Annotated in this window: 24 protein-coding genes; 10 read left to right on the forward strand and 14 right to left on the reverse strand. The window is 72.2% G+C overall.

Annotated elements, in window-relative coordinates; all coding sequences use genetic code 11:
- Positions 1-91 precede the first annotated feature (91 nt).
- Positions 92-901 (reverse strand): metal-dependent hydrolase, encoded by an 810-nt coding sequence (locus tag BIV57_RS09780; RefSeq protein WP_071656296.1) that lies wholly within the window; start codon positions 899-901, stop codon positions 92-94.
- A 111-nt stretch (positions 902-1,012) separates the two neighbouring features.
- Here BIV57_RS09780 and dtd point away from each other — a divergent pair, with 111 nt between their 5' ends.
- Complete coding sequence (gene dtd / locus BIV57_RS09785) at positions 1,013-1,444, forward strand: D-aminoacyl-tRNA deacylase (protein ID WP_071656297.1); 432 nt, start codon at positions 1,013-1,015, stop codon at positions 1,442-1,444.
- Between the two features lie 15 nt (positions 1,445-1,459).
- On the opposite strand, the gene ygfZ is transcribed toward dtd, so the two are convergent.
- The 4 genes from ygfZ to BIV57_RS09805 form a co-directional block, all read right to left on the reverse strand.
- Positions 1,460-2,455 (reverse strand): CAF17-like 4Fe-4S cluster assembly/insertion protein YgfZ, encoded by a 996-nt coding sequence (gene ygfZ, locus BIV57_RS09790; protein WP_071656298.1) that lies wholly within the window; start codon positions 2,453-2,455, stop codon positions 1,460-1,462.
- Between the two features lie 25 nt (positions 2,456-2,480).
- A complete protein-coding gene (locus BIV57_RS09795; RefSeq protein ID WP_071656299.1) occupies positions 2,481-2,933 on the reverse strand; it encodes a Fur family transcriptional regulator in 453 nt (150 codons plus the stop codon).
- A 17-nt stretch (positions 2,934-2,950) separates the two neighbouring features.
- On the reverse strand, positions 2,951-3,496 hold the full coding sequence (locus tag BIV57_RS09800) for a heme-binding beta-barrel domain-containing protein (protein ID WP_071656300.1): 546 nt from the start codon (positions 3,494-3,496) through the stop codon (positions 2,951-2,953).
- Positions 3,497-3,701: 205 nt separating this feature from the next.
- Entirely contained in the window at positions 3,702-4,373 is a 672-nt protein-coding gene (locus tag BIV57_RS09805; protein WP_071656301.1) for an HAD family hydrolase, read from the reverse strand.
- A gap of 240 nt (positions 4,374-4,613) precedes the next feature.
- Here BIV57_RS09805 and BIV57_RS09810 point away from each other — a divergent pair, with 240 nt between their 5' ends.
- On the forward strand, positions 4,614-5,744 hold the full coding sequence (locus BIV57_RS09810; RefSeq protein WP_071656302.1) for an N-acetylneuraminate synthase family protein: 1,131 nt from the start codon (positions 4,614-4,616) through the stop codon (positions 5,742-5,744).
- Between the two features lie 19 nt (positions 5,745-5,763).
- Here BIV57_RS09810 and BIV57_RS09815 read toward each other — a convergent pair whose 3' ends face one another.
- A complete protein-coding gene (locus BIV57_RS09815; protein ID WP_071656303.1) occupies positions 5,764-6,600 on the reverse strand; it encodes a winged helix-turn-helix domain-containing protein in 837 nt (278 codons plus the stop codon).
- A 289-nt stretch (positions 6,601-6,889) separates the two neighbouring features.
- On the opposite strand from BIV57_RS09815, the gene BIV57_RS09820 reads away from it, so the two are divergent.
- Positions 6,890-7,141, forward strand: coding sequence for a hypothetical protein (locus tag BIV57_RS09820; RefSeq protein ID WP_071656304.1), 252 nt, complete (start codon positions 6,890-6,892; stop codon positions 7,139-7,141).
- Positions 7,142-7,230: 89 nt separating this feature from the next.
- On the opposite strand, the gene BIV57_RS09825 is transcribed toward BIV57_RS09820, so the two are convergent.
- The 8 genes from BIV57_RS09825 to BIV57_RS09855 all read right to left on the reverse strand — a co-directional run bounded on the left by BIV57_RS09825 (position 7,231) and on the right by BIV57_RS09855 (position 13,098).
- Positions 7,231-7,431, reverse strand: a complete 201-nt coding sequence (locus BIV57_RS09825) for a DUF3099 domain-containing protein (RefSeq protein ID WP_419185698.1) — start codon at positions 7,429-7,431, stop codon at positions 7,231-7,233.
- 73 nt (positions 7,432-7,504) lie between these two features.
- Positions 7,505-7,804 (reverse strand): DUF1416 domain-containing protein, encoded by a 300-nt coding sequence (locus BIV57_RS09830; RefSeq protein WP_071656306.1) that lies wholly within the window; start codon positions 7,802-7,804, stop codon positions 7,505-7,507.
- A 27-nt stretch (positions 7,805-7,831) separates the two neighbouring features.
- Complete coding sequence (locus BIV57_RS09835; protein WP_071656307.1) at positions 7,832-8,671, reverse strand: sulfurtransferase; 840 nt, start codon at positions 8,669-8,671, stop codon at positions 7,832-7,834.
- Positions 8,672-8,893: 222 nt separating this feature from the next.
- Entirely contained in the window at positions 8,894-8,977 is an 84-nt protein-coding gene (locus tag BIV57_RS26750; protein WP_419185699.1) for an Ms5788A family Cys-rich leader peptide, read from the reverse strand.
- 145 nt (positions 8,978-9,122) lie between these two features.
- Positions 9,123-9,827 (reverse strand): LmeA family phospholipid-binding protein, encoded by a 705-nt coding sequence (locus BIV57_RS24065; protein ID WP_107409523.1) that lies wholly within the window; start codon positions 9,825-9,827, stop codon positions 9,123-9,125.
- Between the two features lie 107 nt (positions 9,828-9,934).
- Entirely contained in the window at positions 9,935-11,869 is a 1,935-nt protein-coding gene (locus BIV57_RS24070) for a hypothetical protein (protein ID WP_071656309.1), read from the reverse strand.
- A gap of 9 nt (positions 11,870-11,878) precedes the next feature.
- On the reverse strand, positions 11,879-12,154 hold the full coding sequence (locus BIV57_RS09850; RefSeq protein WP_071656310.1) for a MoaD/ThiS family protein: 276 nt from the start codon (positions 12,152-12,154) through the stop codon (positions 11,879-11,881).
- A complete protein-coding gene (locus tag BIV57_RS09855; RefSeq protein WP_079170185.1) occupies positions 12,151-13,098 on the reverse strand; it encodes an alpha/beta hydrolase in 948 nt (315 codons plus the stop codon). The genes BIV57_RS09850 and BIV57_RS09855 overlap by 4 nt, the downstream gene beginning before the upstream one ends.
- Positions 13,099-13,217: 119 nt before the next feature.
- On the opposite strand from BIV57_RS09855, the gene BIV57_RS09860 reads away from it, so the two are divergent.
- The 7 genes from BIV57_RS09860 to BIV57_RS09890 all read left to right on the forward strand — a co-directional run.
- Entirely contained in the window at positions 13,218-14,015 is a 798-nt protein-coding gene (locus BIV57_RS09860) for a response regulator transcription factor (protein WP_071656312.1), read from the forward strand.
- A 33-nt stretch (positions 14,016-14,048) separates the two neighbouring features.
- Positions 14,049-15,101, forward strand: coding sequence for a LacI family DNA-binding transcriptional regulator (locus tag BIV57_RS09865; protein WP_071656313.1), 1,053 nt, complete (start codon positions 14,049-14,051; stop codon positions 15,099-15,101).
- 654 nt (positions 15,102-15,755) lie between these two features.
- A complete protein-coding gene (locus BIV57_RS26550) occupies positions 15,756-16,487 on the forward strand; it encodes a S1C family serine protease (protein ID WP_473234601.1) in 732 nt (243 codons plus the stop codon).
- Between the two features lie 35 nt (positions 16,488-16,522).
- Positions 16,523-17,242 carry a response regulator transcription factor gene (locus BIV57_RS09875; RefSeq protein WP_071656315.1) on the forward strand — a complete coding sequence of 240 codons (720 nt, stop codon included), beginning with the start codon at positions 16,523-16,525 and terminating at the stop codon, positions 17,240-17,242.
- Between the two features lie 9 nt (positions 17,243-17,251).
- Entirely contained in the window at positions 17,252-18,721 is a 1,470-nt protein-coding gene (locus tag BIV57_RS09880) for a sensor histidine kinase (protein ID WP_071656316.1), read from the forward strand.
- Positions 18,722-18,935: 214 nt separating this feature from the next.
- Complete coding sequence (locus BIV57_RS09885) at positions 18,936-20,183, forward strand: bifunctional glycosyltransferase family 2/GtrA family protein (RefSeq protein WP_175548716.1); 1,248 nt, start codon at positions 18,936-18,938, stop codon at positions 20,181-20,183.
- A gap of 2 nt (positions 20,184-20,185) precedes the next feature.
- Positions 20,186-21,090 (forward strand): ArnT family glycosyltransferase (locus BIV57_RS09890; RefSeq protein ID WP_139275567.1); only part of this gene is annotated, 905 nt, incomplete at its 3' end.

Here is a 21,090-nt window from a genome sequence, read left to right on the forward strand (position 1 = left end):
CGGAATGCAGCCTTCCGGCACTCGAACGAGCCCGGGCTGGGCGGCTGTTCGGTGGCGCGTTCGATGGCTGGGGCGGCCGGCGGGTGCTGCCCTAGTGGAAGCTCAGCTGGGAGAGGGAGTGGATCGGCAGCAGGAAGGAGCCGAAGCCGCAGAGCACCCCGACCACCACCAGCAGCGGCGTCACCAGCAGGTGCTCCACCTTGTCGCCGGCCCGGAAGCGCAGCACCTTCGGCGTCCCGAACGGGTACCAGCGCTTGCCGTCGATCGGGATCGGCCAGAACAGCGGCGCGCCCGACTCGGTCAGCGCGTCCCCCAGGATGTGCACCAGCACGCCCAGCGCTATCGGCAGCCCCAGCCAGGCGTAGGGGTGCGGGAAGAGCCAGTCGGCCTGCCCGGGGTGGTTCGACAGCTGCTCGTAGACGATCCAGGAGACCGCCGCCGACAGCAGCCAGGTGATCACGTCGTGGCCGCGCCGCGCCCAGCGCCAGAGCAACCCCTCGATGGCCAGCACCAGATGGACGAAGAAGATCGCCAGCACCGCCCACTTGCCCAGGAAGGAGAGCCCGTAGGCGGCCGCCCCGGTGGCCGCCGCCCAGAACCAGGTGTGGGTGAGGGTGCGGTGCCCGCCCTCCCGGTGCGAGTCGCGGCGGGTGCGCGTCGCCTTGTAGACGATCTCCGCCAGATCGTGGGTGAACCAGCAGGCCAATCGCGATATCGGCCCGAAGGACCGGGAGATCGTCGCCGCCTTGTGGTCCAGGTCCGGGGCCAGGGCCGCCCCCGCGCAGATCACCGCGCCGACCGCGAGCACCAGCGGCGGCATCGGCGTGCCCCGCTCGGCGGCCACCGCCCCCACCGCGAGCCACGCCACCGCCCCCGACAGCGAATGCGCCGGTCCCATCATCGGCCCTGCTCCTCCCCGTTGGCCCTGCTGACGTCGCGACTGACGTCGAGTTAGCCAATCAGATCATCCCGGCGGACGGATGCGGAAACCGGGTCTGCGAAGATTGGCCGCATGCGAGCGGTGGTTCAGGTGGTCACGGAGGCGAGCGTGACGGTCGACGGGGAGAGCGGGCCGGTCGGCTCGATCCTCGGGCCGGGGCTGTGCGTGCTGGTGGGCGTCACCCACCAGGACACGCCCGAGCAGGCGCGGGCCCTGGCCCGCAAGCTGTGGTCGGTGCGGCTGCTGGACGGCGAGAAGTCCTGCTCGGACCTGGGCGCGCCGCTGCTGGTGATCAGTCAGTTCACCCTCTACGGGGACGCCCGCAAGGGCCGCCGTCCCACCTGGAGCGCGGCCGCGCCCGGCGAGGTCGCCGAGCCGCTGGTGGACGCGGTGGTGGCCGAACTGCGGGCGCTGGGCGCGACGGTGGCCACCGGGCGGTTCGGCGCGGACATGAAGGTCTCGCTGGTCAACGACGGCCCGATGACGCTGCTGCTGGAGGTGTGAGGCCGCCGCCCCCGGCTATGCGGGGACGATGACCTCCTGGGCGGCCGGCACGGCGTCCGCGATCAGGGCGGCGTCCTCCGGGGTGTTCCGCTTGACCAGCGCGAGGGCCACCGGGCCCAGCTCGTGGTGGCGGGCCGAGGTGGTGACGAAGCCGATCGCCCGGCCCTCCGGGCCGTCCGCGGCGAGCCGGACCGGCGCGCCGTGCGCGGGCAGCCGCACCTCGCTGCCGTCCAGGTGCAGGAAGACCAGCCGGCGCGGCGGCCTCCCCAGGTTGTGGACGCGGGCCACGGTCTCCTGGCCGCGGTAGCAGCCCTTGTCGAGGTGGACGGCGGTGGCCAGCCAGCCCACCTCGTGGGGAATGGTGCGGTGGTCGGTCTCGAAGCCGAGGCGGGGGCGGTGCGCCTCGACGCGCAGCGCCTCCAGGGCGAGCAGGCCGACGGGGGCGTCGGCGGCGTCCTTCGCCCACGCGCCGGAGACCGCCTCCAGGCTCTCCCGGGGCACGATCAGGTCGCGGCCCCAGGCGTGCTCCAGCACGGCGGCGGTGCCCCGCGGCGGCTCCAGGATCGAGCCGGCGGGCAGGTGCAGCACCGCGTGGCCGGCCGTCAGGTCGGCGGCCTCCACGCGGTAGAAGAACTTCATGCTCTCCAGATAGCCGAGGAGCGCCTGCGCGGTGCCCGGCTCGACGTGGATCCAGGTGGCGGCGCCGTCGTCGACGAGGGTGAGGTGGTGCTCGATGTGGCCCTGGGCGGAGAGCACCAGCGCCTCGGTGGCGCGGTGCGGCTGGAGGTGCTCGACGTGCTGGGTGAGCAGCAGGTGGAGCCATGCCAGCCGGTCCTCGCCGGAGACGCGGAGGACCTCGCGGTGCGAGAGGTCGACGTGCCCGCGGCCGGAGGCGAGGCGGCGCTGCTCGCGGAAGAGCTCGCCGTAGTGCGCGGCGACGGGTTCGTCGACGCCTTCGCCGGCGACGGCGCCCGGGGTGTTCAGGAGGGGGGACGACGGTGCTGCAGCCATGCGCTCCAGCGTACGTCGCGTGCGGTCACGGCCCGGTCTCGGGCTCCTCCTCGCTCCGGCGGCAGGCTTCGCACCGCCCGTAGAGCGCGAAGTGCTTGACGTCGGTGGCGAAGCCGTAGTCGTCCAGCAGGCGGGTGACGAGCGGATCGGCGGCGGAGACGTCGACCTCGGTGACCGTGCCGCAGCCCCGGCACACCAGGTGCATGTGGTGGTGGCGGGCGGCCAGGTGGTAGGTGGGCGAGCCGTGCCCGAGGTGGGCGTGCGAGACCAGGCCCAGCTCCTCCAGCAGCTCCAGGGTGCGGTACACGGTGGAGATGTTGACGCCGCTGGCGGTGCGGCGGACCTCGGCGAGGATGTCGTCGGGGGTGGCGTGGTCGAGCCGCTCGACGGCCCGCAGCACCAGCTCGCGCTGCGGGGTGAGGCGGTAGCCGCGGCGGCGCAGCCCCGAGCGCCAGTCGTCGTCGTGCTGCTCCGCCATGCGCGCGGCCTCCTCGGCTAGGGGTGGAACGCGAGCCCGTTCTCCGGCACCTTGCGCAGCTGCGCGGACATGAAGGGCTTGAGGGCCTGCTTGTCGGCGGCCCGCTCGAAGACCCACATCAGGTCGCCGCCGACCAGGCCGTAGAGGCGCTTGCCGCCGGTGTAGGCGGGGGCGGAGGGGATCCGGGCGACCGCGTCGGTGACGAGGTCGATCTGCGGCTTCTTGTCGGCGAGGTTGCCGTACCAGATCTCGATGGTGCCGTCGTCGCGGGTCATGGTGATCTCGACGGTGCGGGCGTCCGGGGCGAACCGCCAGTACCCGTGCTCGCTGTCGATCGGCCGGACCTTCCGGCCGCTCTCGCCGAGCTCCCAGGTGTGCGAGGAGTACTCGAGGACGGCGCGGCCGTCCTGGGAGAACGTCACCTCCTGCCCGAAGTTGACGCTGGTCGCCTCGGGATCGCCGCCGGCGGCGGACAGATCGGCGACGCCGGCGCCCTCCCAGGTGCCGAGGAGGAAGGCGAGGGGCACGAGGGACGGATCGAGGTCCTCGGGAATCTCAAGCATGGCGGTGGGGTGCTTTCGGTTTGCTCGCGGTCTCAGCGCTGGCCCTGGTACAGCTTCGTCACGGCGTACCAGGCGAACCAGAGGGTGGCGACGCAGACGAGGACCAGGAGGGTGGTGAAGACGGCTTCCATGGAACGGTGCTCCTTGCGGTAGCGCGGGCGCGGGCGCAGACGCTGCGTGCGACGTGTTCGGCTCGCGGCCGATTCTATCGGGAGGGGGTGGGGGGGAGCGCCCGGGTCAGCTCGTCGAGGTGTCGCACCACCCACTGAGCGCCGGCGTCCCGCAGCAGCCGGACCTTCTCCTCCCGGTTCGCGTACCCCACGAACCCCACCCCGGCGGCCCGAGCGGCGGCGACGTCCGCGACGGAGTCGCCGATCATCAGGCATTCCGCGGGCGGATGCCCGCCCATCGCCTGGACGACCACATAAGGATCGGGCTTCATCCGCCCCACCCCGTCCGGCTCCCGCCCGAAGATCGCCTCCGGCGGGAACGCCTCCCCCAGCAGCCCCCGGTCCGCGAGGTGCTTCCGGACGGCGGCGGCGCAGTTGTTGCTGGCGACGGCGAACGTCGCACCGTGCGTCAGCAGCACAGCGACCAGCTCGTCCGATCCGGGGGTGGGCGCGGCGGTGGCCGCGGCCTCGATCTCGTGAGCGGCGAGCAGCGGTTCCAGCCGGGGCAGAGCCCGGACGACGACATGAGTGTCCGTCGCACCCTGCAGTTCCGCCGGGGCCTCGGGGGCGGAAGCCAGGAGTTCGTCGGCGACATCGGTGGCGGGGTACCCGTCGAAGAGCCCGCACAACGGGCCGTCGAAGTCCCATATGACGCGGCGGGCTCGGAGCACGGCGGCGTGACGGCCGTCAGGCCGGCTGAGGTCCATGCGCTCGAGGGTATGCGCGTTCGCTACTTCCCTCTGACGAGGGATGACGGTGAAAGGTTTCGCAGCGTTCACGAGCGTCGCTTGCTACCCACCCGACTCACCCTGTAAACCTTCTTCCTGACACTCTGACACCTGTGCAGATGGCGCCGCGCGGAGTGCTCTGCCGCCTGGAGACCCCCGGAACAGGGCCACGCGCTTCCCTCGCTCTTCGCATACTTTCGGTTCCTGGAGTTCAGCTCGATGGGTTCCATCAGCATCGCGGGACGGCCGGTCGGCAACGCGACCAGGCCCTATGTCATCGCCGAGATCGGCCACAATCACGGGGGCAGCCTGGAGGCAGCGAAGGAGCTGGTCAGAGCCGCTGCCGAGGCAGGGGCCGACGGCGTGAAGCTGCAGAAGCGCACCAACCGCGCCATCTTCACCGAAGCCATGTACAACGCTGAGTACACGGGACGCAACAGCTTCGGCCCCACCTACGGGGCACATCGTGAATACCTGGAGCTGGACCAGTCCGACTACCAAGAGCTACAAAAGGTCGCATTCGAGTGCAACGTCGACCTCTTTGCGACTGCCTTCGATCCGCAGAGCGTGGACTTTCTCGAAAAACTCGACGCCCCGGCAATCAAGATCGCTTCGGGCGATCTGACGTACACCCAGCTGCTGCGGACTGCAGCGGCGACCGGGATTCCGATGATCGTCTCCACCGGGGGCGCCGATGCCGCCGAGGTGCGCCGCGCCTACGAGGCGATCCGCGGCGAGTCGGCAACGGTCCCGCTCGCGCTCCTGCAATGCACGGCCACCTACCCGGCCCGACCGGAGGAGCTCAATCTCGGCGTGATCTCCACCTACGCCCGGGAGTTCGACGACCCGCACACCGTGACCGGCTACTCCGGGCACGACTCCGGCATCGACGGAGCGCTGCTGGCCGTCGGGCTCGGGGCACGGGTGGTGGAGAAGCACTTCACCCTCGACCGCACGGCGCCGGGCAGCGATCACCACTTCTCGCTGCTCCCCGAGGAGTTGGGCGAGTTGACCTCCCGCCTCGACCTGTGGGCGCGGATGCTCGGCGATCCGCGGAAGCAGCGGCTGCCGCAGGAGGCCGCGGCGCTCCGGAAGATGCGGAAGTGCCTGGTTGCCGCGCGCGACCTGGAGCCGGATGCGGTGCTCACCGAGAAGGACATCGCCTTCAAGTCCCCGGGCGACGGGCCGATGCTGCCCTACGAGGCGGACGAGCTGATCGGCCGCACCATGCGGGTAGCGGTGCGGAGGGACGAGTTCTTCGACCGCGGCATGCTGGCTCCCGCGGGCACGCCGTCCCGGGGCGGAACCGGTCGGCGCGAACCCGCTGCCACCGCCGGCAGCCGGCCATGACGGTGGCGGCGCAGGCGGGTCAGGCCGGGGCGGCGATGGTGTCCCAGTAGCTCTCGAACCAGGCCTTCAGCTCTTCGGCGTAGGTGCCGGTGTGGCGCCGGAGGTCGAGGTTGAAGCCCGCCACGTCATAGGCCTCCACCTCGGCGCCGCCGTCGAGCGGGGTGACCCACTTCTGCACCTGGTACAGACCGCTGAAGACGGCCCTCCGGTTGAGGACGTAGAGCTTGAAGGTCGGCGTCAGCGGAACCGTGCGGAGCTCGAACCGGAGCTCCGTCCGTGGCACCGCGAGCTTCTGCATCTGCGCGAACTGGGTCCGCAGGACTCCGACCTGATTCCGGCGGATCCCGTCCATCCGCTGGCGCGGGCGCGCATCGTCCGGATCGGTGACGGATCGCGGGAGGGCGAGATGCGCACCATCCGAGGGCAGCATCAGACGGAGAGTGACCGATTTCGGTTGCAGCGCACCGATCCGCATGCGGCGGATCGGCAATTGCATGGCCGAGTTCAGCGTCTCGGCCGTGAACCCGAAGTAGTCGATCGTGACGTCCTGTTGCTCACCGAACGCCGTCTCGACCGCGTCGGCCAGGAAGATCCCGCCCTCGGAAACCTGGGCCCGATCTCCCGCGACGACGGCCCGGCGCCCGCGCTGCATCGGGTCGATGACCCCGTCGTTCTCCAGAATCTTCAGCGCGAGCTGGACAGTTGGGCGCGAAACCTCGAATTCTCCCGCCAAATCACCCTGCGACGGGAGCTTCTCCCCTGCATGGTACCGACCGGCATCGATGGCGTCGCGCAGCTCCCCCGCGACCCACTCGGGCTTGGCTGTCGGACCGCCGTTGCCACCATCGAGCGACATGGCAGAAGCATACTGGCTCGGCCAAGTTGAGAACCCACATGGTGTCAACTTCCTTGCCAGGTTTGGCGATCCTGCCAAGCAGGTATCTCACTACCAGTCAGGGTTTCCGCCCCGGTAAGGGGTTGTCGGGGCGGGTTGCCGGACCGTGACTGCTGCAACGGGGGTCTGCGCGGTTGGAACGCCACGCCGATCGCGCAGGACCTTCGTGGCGCCCGCCGCAGCTGCGCCACGCACAACGACGTGCGAGCTACCCCTTGTTGCTCTCAAAGCAGGCAAGGAGGAAGCGCCAGTGTCAGTCTTCGGGAAAGAAGCCGTCGACCTCATCCTCGGATGGATCGTCAGCAACGCACTTGGCACCAGCTCGGTCGTGGTGAGCCTGCTCATCGCGCTCATCGCAAAGTCGCCGGCGATCAAGCTCGCCGCCGTCATCATCGCTGTCCTGCTGATGATCGGCGTCGGTGGATCGCTGAGCATGTCGCACAGCAAGTCGCACGACGGCGGCGGCTCCCAGGTCCACGCCACCGCAACGGCCCGGCCGTAGAGGCCGGCCTGCTCCACCTGCGCTCGTCGCGGTCGCGCCCCAACAGCGCGGATCGCGACGACGCCACGGTGCGCGGTCGCCCCGCTCCCCTACTGGTCCCACCACTTGTCGTCGCGGTCGCGGCGGTTGGCGACTATGGCGGCGAACGGGGGGATGGCCATGGCGACGACGCACATGGCGATGGCCGCGGGGATGGACCAGAGGCGGACGACGCCCCAGGCCAGGACGAAGAGGGCGATGCAGATGCCCATCATCACGAAGTAGCGGCGACGCCGCTGCGGCTGCGCCATCATGCAACCCAGCGTACGCCGCCGCTGACCTCGGCGAATCTCGGCGAACCTCGGCAGACCTCGGCGAGGTGCCTCAGACCGTGATGGCCACCTCGGCCGTCGCGCCGCGGACGGCGACGACCGCGCGGTCGGCCGTCGCGCCCGGGACCAGGGCCCGGAGGGTCCACGTGCCCGGGGCGGCGAAGAAGGTGAAGGTGCCCGCGTCGCCCGTCGGGACCTCCGCGGTGAACTCGCCGCCCTCGTCCAGCAGCCGGACGTAGCCGCCCACCGGCTGCCCGTCGCGGGTGATGATGCCGCGGATCACGGCCTCGGTGGTGGTGTCGACGCCGGAGGCGTCCCGGCCGCCCTCGGGGGCGCCGCAGCTGTCGCTCATAGGATCCAGTCCCCTTCTCGCTGCTTGCTACTTGCCGGAGCCGAGCTCGATCGGCACGCCGACCAGCGAGCCGTACTCGGTCCAGGAGCCGTCGTAGTTCTTCACGTTCTGCTGGCCGAGCAGCTCGTGCAGCACGAACCAGGTGTGCGCGGAGCGCTCGCCGATGCGGCAGTAGGCGATGGTGTCCTTGGACAGGTCGACGCCCTCGCCCTCGTAGAGGGACTTCAGCTCGTCGTCGCTGCGGAAGGTGCCGTCGTCGTTCGCGGCCTTGGACCACGGGATGTTCTTCGCCGAGGGCACGTGGCCGGCGCGCTGCGACTGCTCCTGCGGAAGGTGCGCCGGGGCGAGCAGCTTGCCGGAGAACTCGTCGGGCGAGCGGACGTCGACCAGGTTCAGGCTGCCGATCGCCTTGACGACGTCGTCGCGGAAGGCGCGGATGGAGGCGTCCGCCTCCTTCGCGGTGTACTGCGAGGCCTCGCGGGCCGGCTTCTCGGCGACCAGCTCGCGCGAGTCCAGCTCCCACTTCTTGCGGCCGCCGTCCAGCAGGCGGACGTCGCCGTGGCCGTAGACCTTGAAGTACCAGAAGGCGTAGGCGGCGAACCAGTTGTTGTTGCCGCCGTAGAGGACGACCGTGTCGCCGTTGCCGATGCCCCGCGCGGACAGAAGCTTCTCGAAGCCCTCGCGGTCGACGAAGTCGCGGCGGACCGGGTCCTGCAGGTCCTGCTTCCAGTCGATCTTGATGGCGTTCCGGATGTGGTTCTTGTCGTAGGCCGAGGTGTCCTCGTCGACCTCCACGAGGACGACCTTCGGGTCGTCGAGGTGGGACTGGACCCAGTCGGCGTCGACCAGGACGTCGCTGCGACTCATGGGATGTGCTCCTCCGGGGTGCGTGCGGTGCGTGGGCAGGCATGGCATGGGCGGGAGGTGCGCCTGAGGGGGCCCGCGTTCGCCGATCCGGTCATGCGGTCCACAAGGTGAGACGTGGCCGGCCGATGGATGGGCTGCTGGGCTCCGTCACGGGCAGAGATGACCCGCTGCGTTCAGGCGCAGCAGGGCAGCATGTCGGTGAGACCGGTAAGTGCCGCCCCGTCAGATCATTCGACACAGGCAGGTGGCAACGCGGCACAGGTCGACTGCGCGCCGCTTGGTGAGTGCCACCCCTGTTCTCTGCATGGGCCCGATCGTACGGACACCGAGACTTCGGTGTCACCAGGGTCTCGGAATATGGGATGGGCTGTGGGTGATTTGTCCCGATTGATGGTGATTACGGCGCCATTTTGGGGGCCATCTGTTTCGGAGTGTGGGACGGCCGGGACGGCTAGAGCGTCAGGTTGGTGCCGGTGAAGCCGACATGGACGCCGTCCGCCTCCGGGTCGACGGTCTGCAGCCGGACGCCGCCGGGCAGGCCGGAGAAGCTCCGGTTCACGGTGAGCTGCTGCGCCACCAGGTCGCTGATGATCGGGATCGGCGCCCCGTTGAGCTTGACCCCGCTGGAGGCGATCGACGAGCCGCTCTTGCCGACCACCAGCCCCGCGGTTCCGGTGATGTGGCGCTGCTGGCCGAAGAGGGTGCGGGTGGTGGTGAACTTGACGCGGCCGTTGCCGTCCGAGCCCTTGCCGCCGTAGGCGATCGAGGTGTGGTCGTCGCCCATCAGCTTGTTGACGTCCCCGTAGGAGAGCACGAACGAGCCGCTGACGCTCTCCGCGGAGGCGTGGCTGTAGTTGTCGCGCGGCTTGACGCCCCGCAGCTCGACGGCGAGGTGGCTGAGCGCCAGGTCGTCGCCCTGCGCCTGGACGCGGCCGGTGGGCGCGGCCAGCACCACGTCCTCGAAGGTGCCCGACGCCACCTGCGTCAGGAACGGGAAGCCGTTGATCGACACGGACGGCTTCGAGGTGAGCAGGAACCGCCCGTTGAGGCGGTCGGCGGCCTTGTTCTGGACGACGTGGACGCCGATCCGGTCCGCGGCCACCGCCAGGGCCAGCACGACCACCAGCAGAATGACCAGATTGCGCAGCAATCGCATGGTGCTCGTGCTCCGTTCCGTTCCGATGCCTACGTGGTAGAGCGGTTCCGGTGCGGGGTTGGTTCCACCGGACGGCGCCGGGACCGGTCGGAACCAGTCGGGACCGATCAGCCCAGGCCCCACCCGGTGAGGAAGACGAGCGGGACGGCGCACGTCAGCGGGAGCGCGACGCCGGCCGTCAGATGGACGAAGCGGGACGGGTAGTCGTAGGACGCCACCCGGTGCCCGATCAGCGCGCCGACCGCGCCGGCCAGGCCGACGACCGCGCCGGTTCCGGCGCCCATGCCGAGCGCGGCGGACCCGAAGACGGCGCCGAACGCCGCGGCCACCACCGCGGAGGCGGCCAGCGAGGCGGCCTCCATGGGCAGTTCGGCGGCCTTGCCGACGGCCAGCATCCCGGCACGGACGATCACCGCCACGGCGACGGCGAGCGCCCCGAGGGTGAGGACGGCGCCGGACGCCCAGGCGTGCTGCGGGTGCAGCTCCCGGGTGGGCAGCCAGGCGGCGGCGAGCACGGTGAGCGCGACGGCCGCGACGGTGACGGCAAGTGCCTGGGTGAGTTCGCCCTGCGGCGCGCGGGCCCGCATCTGCAGCACCAGCACGGCGACGAGGGCGACGCCGATCGCTCCGGCGATGGCCTGCCAGGCGGCGCCGGCCGGGGCGAGCAGGATCACCGCGTCGACGGCGAGCCCGGCCACGCCGGCCAGGGCGATGCCCTGGCGGGCGGGCCACATGCCGTTGAGGCGGAACCATCCGGCGGCGGTGAAGCCCTGCAGCACCAGGACGGCGAGCGCGGCGAGGGGCCGGCCGCCGAATGCGGAGAACAGGGTGAGGACGAGGGCGAGCCCGGTGGTGAGCGCGGCGGGCTGGACGCCGGGGTAGCGGATCGGGTTGCCGACGCGCGGGTTGGGCGCGATGCGGGACTTGGCCCGGGAGCGGGCCTCCCCCTGCGGCTCTCCCTGCGCCTCCCCCGGCGCCTCCCCCTGCGCGGGTGGCGATGCGGGGTCCTGCGGCTGCTCCGGGTTCCCGGCCGGCTCGGCGGCGGACTCGGGCGCGGCGCTGCGGGGCCAGTCGTCGGCGGCGGGGGCGGTGGCCGCCACCGCGGCGGAGACCTCCTCGGGGGCCGGCACCGGCTCAGGCGCCTCGGCGGGCACGGTGAACCAGCCGTCCTCGGCGAGCGGCAGGACGGGGGCCGGGGCCGAGGTGTCGGACTCCTCGGAGCTGTCGTCGGTGGCCGGCGGCGCGGCGGCGGCCGGCGGCGCGGCGGCGGCCGGGGGCGCGGCGGCCGCGGGGGCGGGCTCGGGCACGGCCGCGGTCGACGGGGCGGCCGGGTAGGGCCAGTTGCCGACCGCGGAGGTCTCGTCGGCGCTGCTGTAGGAGGGCGACGGCGGCTCGGGCGCCTCGTCCCGGAAGAGCGGCCCGGTGACGCGCGGCGGCGCGGGCCGCTCCGGCTGCTCGGCAGGCGGGTACGGCGCGTAGGCCTCGTACGGCGCGTACGGCTCGTACGGCCCGTCCGCGACGCGGGGCAGCTTCGCCGTCTCCGCGGAGTCGGGCGCGGAGGGCGCAGGCGGCGCGGGGGGTGCGGGGTGCCAGTCGGGGGCCGGGGCCTGCTGCGGCCACGGCTGCGGCGCGGGGGCCGGGGTCTGCGCGGGGGGCGCCTGCTGCCAGGGCTCGTCCGGGATCCGCGGCAGCTTCTGCGTCGCGCCGTCGTCCGCGGGCGGCAGGTGGTGCTGCGGCCACGCCTCGGCCTGCTGCGGCACCGGCGGCAGCTTCTGCGTCGCGGCGCCGCCGTCGTCCTGGTGGCCCCAGGTGTGGGACGCGTCGTCGGGGGCGGTCCCGGGACCGGGCAGCGTCGGCCACGGGGCGCGCTCGCCGCCGGGCTGCGGCACCGGGATGTGCCGCGTCGCCGCGGGGTCCTCCGGGGCGCCCGGCAGGCCCGCGCCGCCGGCCTCGCCGACCTGCGGGAGCCGCTGGGTGGCGGCGGTGTCCGGGGCGGACGCAGGCCGTCCCCGCTCGTCGTCGTGTGGATGCTGTGCCGTCAAGGTAGTCCCTCACCCGCCCGCGAAGGGCGGCAGCACCTCGACGGTGCCGCCGTCGGTCAACCGGATCGTCTCGGGGGCACGCTTGCCCACCGGATCGCCGTCCACCAGGAAGGAGCAGAGCGAGAGGACGGACGCGAACCGCGGCCGGTCCGCGTGCGCCTGCCGCGCCGCGTCCAGGGCATCGGCCAGCGTCGCCGCGCGGTACGGCTCCTCGGCCCTGCCCGCGGCGTCCTTCGCGGCGGCCCAGTAGCGGATCGTGCCGCCCGCGGCCGGGGTTGCGGTCACGCTCTTCCCCCTGCCTTCCCTGCCTTCGTCTCCTGCGGGCCGGACGGCCCGCGGTGGTCGGGTGCTGACGGTACCCGCGCCCCGGCACCGGTGGCCAACACGGCGCGTCGAAGCCATCCGGCGAGCCGGGCCAGCAGCTCCTCCCCCACCGCGTTCTCGGCGTGCCCCATGCCCGGCTCCACCCACAGCTCGGCGCGGCCGCCGGTCGCCTCGTGCAGCGAGGTGCCGTGCGCGAGCGGGAAGTAGCGGTCGGCGTCGCCGTGCACGATGAGCAGCGGGACGCCCGCCTCGGCGGCCTCCCGGGCCGCGATCCGCGGCGGCATCGGCACCACCTCCCAGTCGCGCGCTATCCGGGTGCCGAGCACCCAGCGGGAGAAGAGCCGGCCCTCGGGGCGCTGCACCGCCCAGTGCAGCAGCCGCATCGGGCGCGTCCCCTTGTAGTACCAGCGGCCGGGGGAGCTCACCGCCGCCGCGGCGTCCGTGCGGCCCGGCAGTCCGCGGCAGAGCGCCGCGTGCCGGAGCACCACCGCCGCGCCCATCGAGAAGCCGACGGTGACGATCCGTCGATAGCCCAGCGAGCGCGCCCAGGAGACGGCGGCGTCAACGTCGAGCACCTCCCGATCACCCACGCTGGAGCGTCCCCCGGATGTCCCATGGCCGCGAAACGAGAATGTAACAACCCCGAATTCGGTGGAAAGCGCGGCGGCGATCCGGCGCACGCCGGGCCGCGACAACGCGCCCGAGAATCCGTGGGCGAGCACCACCGCCGTCTCCACCGACCCGCCCCCACCTGCGAGTTCGCCACCAGGTGCGGAGCGCGCCGGGTAGTGGACGGCGCGCAGCCGAACACCGTCCGCGGTGAGCAGCACGGCCGCCGCAGGCCCCCTTCGCGCACCCGTGCGCCCGTTTGTGTCGCGTTCGTTTTCTTTCAGGGACGGGTTCATGTTCGCTATCCTCTCTCCGCAGGAGGACCCGGGCAGCGACGCCCTCAGGGTCCTCGTCTGTTTTTCGAGGACCGATCCGAGGCCCGTGTCCGGGTTTCAGGAGAGGGGACACCCCGCGCATGAGTTCGCTGCTGCTGCTCACCGATGCTCTCCAGCCGTCCGCCGAAGTCCTGCCCGCGCTGGGCCTGCTCAGCCACGAGATCCGGGTGGCCCCGGCCGAGGCCGCCGCGCTCGTCACCGAGGCCCCGCCGCGCACCGACGCGATCCTCGTGGACGGCCGCCGCAGTTTCGCGCAGATCCGCGGGCTGTGCCGGCTGCTCCGCTCCACCGGGCTGGACTGCCCGCTGCTGCTCGTCACCACCGAGGGCGGGCTCACCGCCGTCAACGCCGAGTGGGGCGTCGACGACGTGCTGCTCGACACCGCCGGGCCCGCCGAGGTGGAGGCCCGGCTGCGGCTCGCCGTCGGCCGGCTCCAGATGGAGGCCGAGGACGAGGCGCCGCCGGAGATCCGCAACGGCGACCTCACCATCGACGAGGCCACCTACGCGGCGCGGATCAAGGGCCGGGTGCTGGACCTCACCTTCAAGGAGTTCGAGCTCATCAAGTACCTGGCGCAGCACCCGGGGCGGGTCTTCACCCGCGCCCAGCTGCTCCAGGAGGTGTGGGGCTACGACTACTTCGGCGGCACGCGGACGGTCGACGTCCATGTGCGGCGGCTGCGGGCCAAGCTGGGGCCGGAGCACGAGCAGCTGATCGGCACCGTCCGCAATGTCGGCTACCGTTTCGTGGTGCCGGAGGCGCCCGCGGCGGAGGCGCCCGCGGCGGAGGCGAATGCGGCGGAGGCGAATGCGGCGGAGCCGATCGCGGCCGACGGCCACGGCTCGGCCACCGCCGCCCCGCAGGCCGCCACCGGCTGACGCAACCTGCCGGGGAGGCCCTAGAATCACGGCGTGCCCAGGGTGACGCGCGACGATGTGGCCCGGCTGGCCGGGACCTCCACGGCCGTCGTGTCCTATGTCATCAACAACGGTCCGCGGCCGGTCGCTCCGGCAACGCGGGAGCGCGTGCTGCGCGCGATCGAGCACCTCGGCTACCGCCCCGACAGCGTCGCCCAGGCGATGGCGAGCCGCCGCACCAACCTCATCGGCATGATCGTGCCGGACGCCCGGCAGCCGTTCTTCGGGGAGATGGCGCACGCGGTGGAGCGCTACGCCTCCGAGCAGGGCAAGCTCGTGCTCATCGGCAACTCCGACTATGTGGACGACCGCGAGGTGCACTACCTGCGGGAGTTCCTCGGAATGCGGGTCGCCGGGCTGATCCTGGTCAGCCAGGGCCCCTCGGAGGCCGCCGTCCAGGAGATCACCGACCGGGACGCCCAGGTGGTCTTCCTCCACCAGCGGCCCGAGACGCTGGACGCGCTGAGCGGCGCCGCCGTGCACAGCGCGGTGATGACGGACGACGTCGGCGGCGCCGAGCTGGCGGTGCGTCATCTGCTGGGCCACGGCCACCCCTACGTGGTCTGCTTCGGCGGGCCGGTGAGGATCATGGCGCCGGGCGACCCGGTGGTCGACCACATCGCGGGCTGGCGCCGGGCGATGGACGCGGCCGGCATCGGCACCGAGGGCCGGCTGCTGGACGTGCCGTTCGACCGCTACGGCGCCTACCGGGTCGGTCTGGACCTGCTCGGCGGCAAGCACCTGGCGCACCCCGAGGTGCCGCCCGCGGTCTTCTGCTCCACGGACGACCAGGCGATCGGCCTGCTGCGGGCGGCGCAGGAACTGGGCGTGTCGGTGCCCGGCGACGTGGCGGTGGCCGGCTTCGACGACATCCCGGAGGCCGAGCTGGCGTCGCCGCCGCTGACCACGGTGGCGTCGGACCGGGAGGGCATGGCGCGGGCGGCGGTCGACCTGGTGCTCGGGGAGCCGAAGGAGCCGGCGGAGGGGCCGCGGGTGAAGCGGTTCCCGTCGCAGCTGGTGGTGCGGCGGAGCTGCGGCTGCGGATGACCCCGCCGGGGCCCGCGCCGCACCGCAGATGGCGGTGCGCCCGCCGGGGAGCCAGTGCCGTGACCGGCAGGGTTTGCCCGGAAGGAGCGTCGTTCGGTGCGTGCGATCGGCGTGCCGGACGAAAGCCGCGAGTGGCGGAGCCACGGCGGTTTCTGGCCGGTGCGGCAGGGGGCACCTCCCGGACGGAGTCCGGGGGAGTGCGTGCCGGGCGGCGCGACGGGGCAAACCCTGCCGGGAGGGGCACTAGTTCTGCCGGGGTTCTCAACCCGCTCTAAGGGATCCTTCATGGTGGAAGCGGACGGTAATGCCATGAGCAGCGACTACCCGAGCAGCACTACCACTCCCTACGCCGAGTCGATCCAGGGCACCGTGCTGGCCTCCGAGACGGAGACCCCGCTCGGGGCGAGCATCCCGCCGCCGCCCATCGACCCGCCGGTCGCCCACGGCGCCGAGGGCCGCAAGCGCCCCCGCCGGCGTCCCAGCAAGGTCGTCGCGCTGGCCGCCGCGGCCGTCATCGCCGCGCTCGCCGGCGGCGGCGCCACCGGCTACCTGACGGCCACGCACTTCGCCGGCAGCAGCTCCTCCACCTACACCACCGGCAGCACGCTCTCCTCCAGCAAGCAGGGCAACGTCGCCGCCATATCGGCGAAGACCATGCCCAGCACCGTGGAGATCTCGGTGACCACCCAGTCCGGCTCCGACACCGGCTCGGGGATCATCCTCAGCTCCACCGGGGAGATCCTCACCAACTACCACGTGATCGCGGACGCGGCGCAGGGCAACGGCACCGTCAAGGTCTCCTTCAGCAACGGGAAGACGGCGAGCGCCACGGTCACCGGCAGCTCCGCCTCCAACGACCTGGCCCTGATCAAGGCGAGCGGCGTCTCCGGGCTCACCCCCGCCTCGCTCGGCGACTCCTCCAAGGTGCAGATCGGCGACCAGGTGGTCGCCATCGGCTCGCCCGAGGGCCTCAGCGGCACCGTCACCTCCGGCATCGTCAGCGCGCTGAACCGCAAGGTGAGCGTGGACGTCGGCGGCTCCTCGTCGGGCTCCGGGTCCGGCGGCTTCGACGGGCAGCTGCCGCGCAACTGGTGGAACCAGCAGTACGGCGGCGGCAGCGGCGGGAGCGGCAACGGCAGCAGCTCCGGGACGACCGCGACCTACCAGGCCATCCAGACGGACGCCTCCCTCAACCCCGGCAACTCCGGCGGCCCGCTGATCAACTCGGCCGGCCAGGTCATCGGCGTCAACGCGGCGATGTACTCCGACTCCTCCTCCGACGGCTCCTCCAGCACCGACTCCGGCAGCGTGGGCCTGGGCTTCTCCATCCCCATCAACCACGTCAAGGACGTCATCAAGCAGATGGAGCAGAACGGCTCGTCCTGACGCACCGGCCCGCACCGCTTTTCTAGGATTCGGACATGAGCGACCAGGAAGCCACCATCCTCGTCACCGACGACGAACCGGCCGTCCGCGAGGCCCTGGAGCGGAGCCTCTCCTTCGAGGGCTACCAGGTGATCCTCGCCGACGACGGCTTCGCCGCCCTCGACCAGGCCGAGAAGCACCATCCCGACCTCGTGCTGCTCGACGTGCTGATGCCCCGCATGGACGGGCTGACGGCATGCCGGCGGCTGCGCTCCCGCGGCGACACCGTCCCCGTGCTGATGCTGACCGCCCGCGACACCGTGGGCGACCGCGTCACCGGGCTCGACGCCGGCGCGGACGACTACCTCGTCAAGCCCTTCGAGCTGGACGAGCTGCTGGCCCGCGTCCGGGCGCTGCTCCGGCGCGGCGCCATGACCTCGGCGCACGCCGACGAGGGCGACCGGCCGGACGAGGACGTCATGGAGTTCGACGGGCTCCGAATGGACACCCTCTCCCGGGAGGTCACCCGGGACGGGCACCCGCTGGAGCTGACCCGCACCGAGTACTCGCTGCTGGAGATGCTGCTGTCGCACCCCCGGCAGGTGCTGACCCGCGACCAGATCCTCAAGGCGGTCTGGGGCTTCGACTTCGAGCCGTCGTCCAACTCCCTCGACGTCTACATCATGTATCTGCGCCGCAAGACCGAGGCGGGCGGGGCGCCGCGCCTGGTCCACACGGTCCGCGGCGTCGGCTACGTCCTGAAGAACACCGACTGAGAGAGCCGCATGCCGTTCCAGAAGTCCCCGCTGACGCTCCGCTCGCGGATGACGCTGCTCATCGCGTCGGCCGTGGCGGTGGCCATCGCGGTCTGCGCGTTCGCCTGCTGGTTCATCGTCCGGGGGCAGCTGTACGAGCAGCTCGACAAGACGCTGACGCGCGGAATGCAGATGAGCAGTGAGGAGGCCGCGAGCTATGTGGCCGCCTGCCAGACCAAGGCCTCGAGCGGCGGCAGCTCCTATCCCGGGCACGGGCCGCCCTTCGGCGGCTACGCCCAGATCGTCCTCGCCACCGGGGAGCGCTGCCTGATCAGCACGGTTCCGCAGGGCGAGGCGACGGCATCGGTCAAGGTGACGGCCTCCGACATGGCCGTGGCCGAGGGCAAGGAGACGGACAGCCTCCACAACAGCACCGTCGACGGCGGCGCCGGCAAGGGCACCGACGTCCGCGTCTTCACCACCGCCATCAACGGACCCATCGCCCGCTACAAGGGCCAACTCATCACCGGGGCGGTCTCGGTGGCCCGGCCGCTCACCGAGGTGGAGAACTCGCTCAACAACCTCGCCCTGCTGCTGGTCGTGGTCGCCGCGGCCGGCGTGCTCGGCGCCTCGTCCGCGGGGCTGCTGATCGCGCGGGCCTCGCTGCGTCCCGTCAACCGGCTCACCGAGGCCGTCGAACACGTCGCGGAGACCGAGGATCTGACGATCCGGATCCCGGTGGAGGGCAAGGACGAGATCGCCCGGCTGAGCACCTCCTTCAACGCCATGACCAGCGCGCTGGCCAGCTCGCAGGAGCGCCAGCAGCGGCTGATCGCGGACGCCGGGCACGAGCTGCGCACCCCGCTGACCTCGCTGCGGACCAACGTCGACCTGCTGCTGCGGAGCGACGAGACCGGCCGGGCCATCCCGCCCGACGACCGCCGCCGGCTGCTGCACAGTCTCCAGGCGCAGATGGGCGAGCTCTCCGGGCTCATCGGCGACCTGCTGGAGCTGAGCCGCCCCGACAGCTCCAAGGACGCGGGCCGCGTCGAGGTGGTGCCGCTGCACGAGGTGGTGACGGCGGCCGTGCAGCGCGCCCGGCTGCGGGCCGAGCCGATGGGGCTGGAGGTGGTGGAGGACGTCCAGCCCTGGTACGTCGTCGGCCATGCCGCCGCGCTGGAGCGGGCCGTGGTCAACCTGCTCGACAACGCCGTCAAGTTCTCGCCGGCGGGCGGCCGGGTGGAGGTGCGGCTCGGCGGGGGCGGGCTGACGGTGCGGGACCACGGGCCGGGCATCCCGGCCGGCGATCTGCCGCATGTCTTCGAGCGGTTCTGGCGCTCGCCCTCGGCGCGGTCGATGCCGGGCTCGGGGCTGGGGCTGTCCATCGTGGCGCGGGCGGTGGAGGGCGCGGGCGGCCGGGTGTCGCTGGCGCCGGCGGCCGGCGGGGGGACCGTCGCGCGGGTGGACCTGCCGGGGGCGCCCGTTCCGCCGCCGTCCTGACCGGCCGTCCGAGAACCTCCGCCGCCGCCGCTTCGCCCCGGCACCCCGCTCCTGGGGGCCGGGGCGAAGGCACGTTCCGCGAAGGCACGTCCCGCGAGAGTGCGTCCCGAGACAGAACGTCCCGCGAAAGAACCTCCCGCGATTCTCATCGGCCCTTAAGGGTCGGCTCAGCACCCTCCCAGGCCGTCTCGGGACCTTCATTGACATGAGCCAGATGATCGCGCCCGAGGCGGACATGGATCGCGTGCCCCGCGGCGCCGCGCCTCCGCTCGTCGAAGTCGTCGTCCCGGTCTACAACGAGGAGCACGTCCTCGAACGGAGCATCCGGCGGCTGCACGCCTACCTGACGGACGAGCAGTTCCCGTTCACGTTCCGCATCACCATCGCGGACAACGCCAGCACCGACCGCACCTGGGACGCGGCCGCCGCGCTCGCCGCGGAGATCCCCCAGGTGCAGGCCGTCCATCTGGACCGCAAGGGACGGGGCCTGGCGCTGCGTCATGTCTGGGAGCAGAGCGACGCCCGGGTCGTCTCCTACATGGACGTCGACCTCTCCACCGGGCTGGAGGCCTTCCTCCCGCTCGTCGCCCCGCTGATCACCGGGCACAGCGACGTGGCCATCGGCTCCCGGCTGCACCGCCAGTCGGCCGTGGTCCGCGGGCCGAAGCGGGAGTTCATCTCCCGCTCCTACAACCTGCTGCTGCGCACCACCATGGCCGCCGGCTTCTCCGACGCGCAGTGCGGGTTCAAGGCGGTGCGGCGGGAGGCGGCCGAGCAGCTGCTGCCGCTGATCGAGGACAACGCCTGGTTCTTCGACACCGAACTGCTGGTGGTCGCCGAGCGCGCCGGGATGCGCATCCACGAGGTGCCCGTCGACTGGGTGGACGACCCGGACAGCCGCGTCGACATCCTGCGCACCGCCCTGGACGACCTCAAGGGCATGGCCCGCGTCACCCGGCGGGCGCTCTCCGGGGCGCTGAACCTGCCGGTGCCGGAGCGGGTCGCCAAGGCCCAGCTGCCCACCGGGATGAAGCGCCAGCTGCCGAGCTTCGCCATCATCGGCGTCTGCTCGACCGTCGCCTATCTGGTGCTCTACCTGCTGCTGCGGCAGGTCTCGCCGGCGTTCTGGGCGAACGCGCTGGCGCTGCTGATCACCGCGGTCGCCAACACCTCGGCGAACCGGCGCTTCACCTTCGGCGTGCAGGGCCGGCGGGACGCGCTGCGCCACCAGTTCGAGGGCCTGATCGCCTTCCTCATCGGACTGGGCTTCAGCTCGGGCGGGCTGGCGCTGGCCAACACCGCGGTGGCGCGTCCCACCCACACGGTGGAGCTCGGCTTCCTGGTCGTGGCGAACGCCCTGGCCACCGTGGTGCGCTTCCTGCTGCTGCGGGTCTGGGTCTTCAACCCCAGGCGCGGGCGGGCCGCCGCCGACCTCCCCACCCCTCTTCCCTCGGAGCACTGATCGTGAGTCACGCCTGGACCGGGCCGACACCTGCGGGTGGACCAGCCGGCCCCGACACCGCCGTCCCGGAGTCCCCGGGGGAGGCCGACCGCCGCGGCGCGGCCGCCGCCCCCGTTCGGGTCAGGGATGCCGACCCGCGCTGGGCGAGGCCCGCCCTTCTGGCGATCCTGGTGGTCGCCGCGGCGCTCTACCTCTGGGGCATCACCAGCGGGAGCGTCAACACCTACTACTCGGCGGCCGTCTACAGCGCCACCAAGAGCTGGAAGGCGTGGTTCTTCGGCTCACTGGACGCGGGCAGCTTCATCACCGTCGACAAGCCGCCCCTGTCGACGATGGTGCAGGGGCTCTTCTGCCGGGTCTTCGGCTTCGGCACCTGGCAGCAGCTGCTGCCGATGGCGCTCGCCTCGCTGGGTTCGATCGCGGTGCTGCACGCCGCGGTGAAACGTGCCTTCGGGGCGGTGCCGGGCCTGGTGGCGGCGCTGGTGATGGCGGTGACGCCGATCGCGGTGGCCATCACCCGGGACAACAACCCCGACCCGATCCTGGTGCTGCTCATGGTGAGCGGCGTCTGGGCGGTGCTGCGGGCGGTCTCGGACGGCAAGCTGCGCTGGCTGGTGCTGTGCGCGGTCTTCTTCGGGCTGGCCTTCAACGCCAAGATGCTGCAGGCGTTCATCCCGCTGCCGGCGGTGGTCGGGGTGTACCTGTACGCCGGGCCGGGCGGCTGGTGGCGGCGGGTGCGGCAACTGCTGGTCGCCGCGGTGCCGTTGATCGTGGTGGCGTTCTCCTGGATGTTCGCGGTCGACCGGATACCGGCGTCCTCGCGGCCGTTCATCGGCGGCAGCGGATCCACCAACAGCGTGTGGAACCTGGTCATCGGCTACAACGGCCTGGGCCGGATCTTCGGCGG

The organism is Mangrovactinospora gilvigrisea (assembly GCF_001879105.1).
GTDB classification, from domain to species: domain Bacteria; phylum Actinomycetota; class Actinomycetes; order Streptomycetales; family Streptomycetaceae; genus Mangrovactinospora; species Mangrovactinospora gilvigrisea.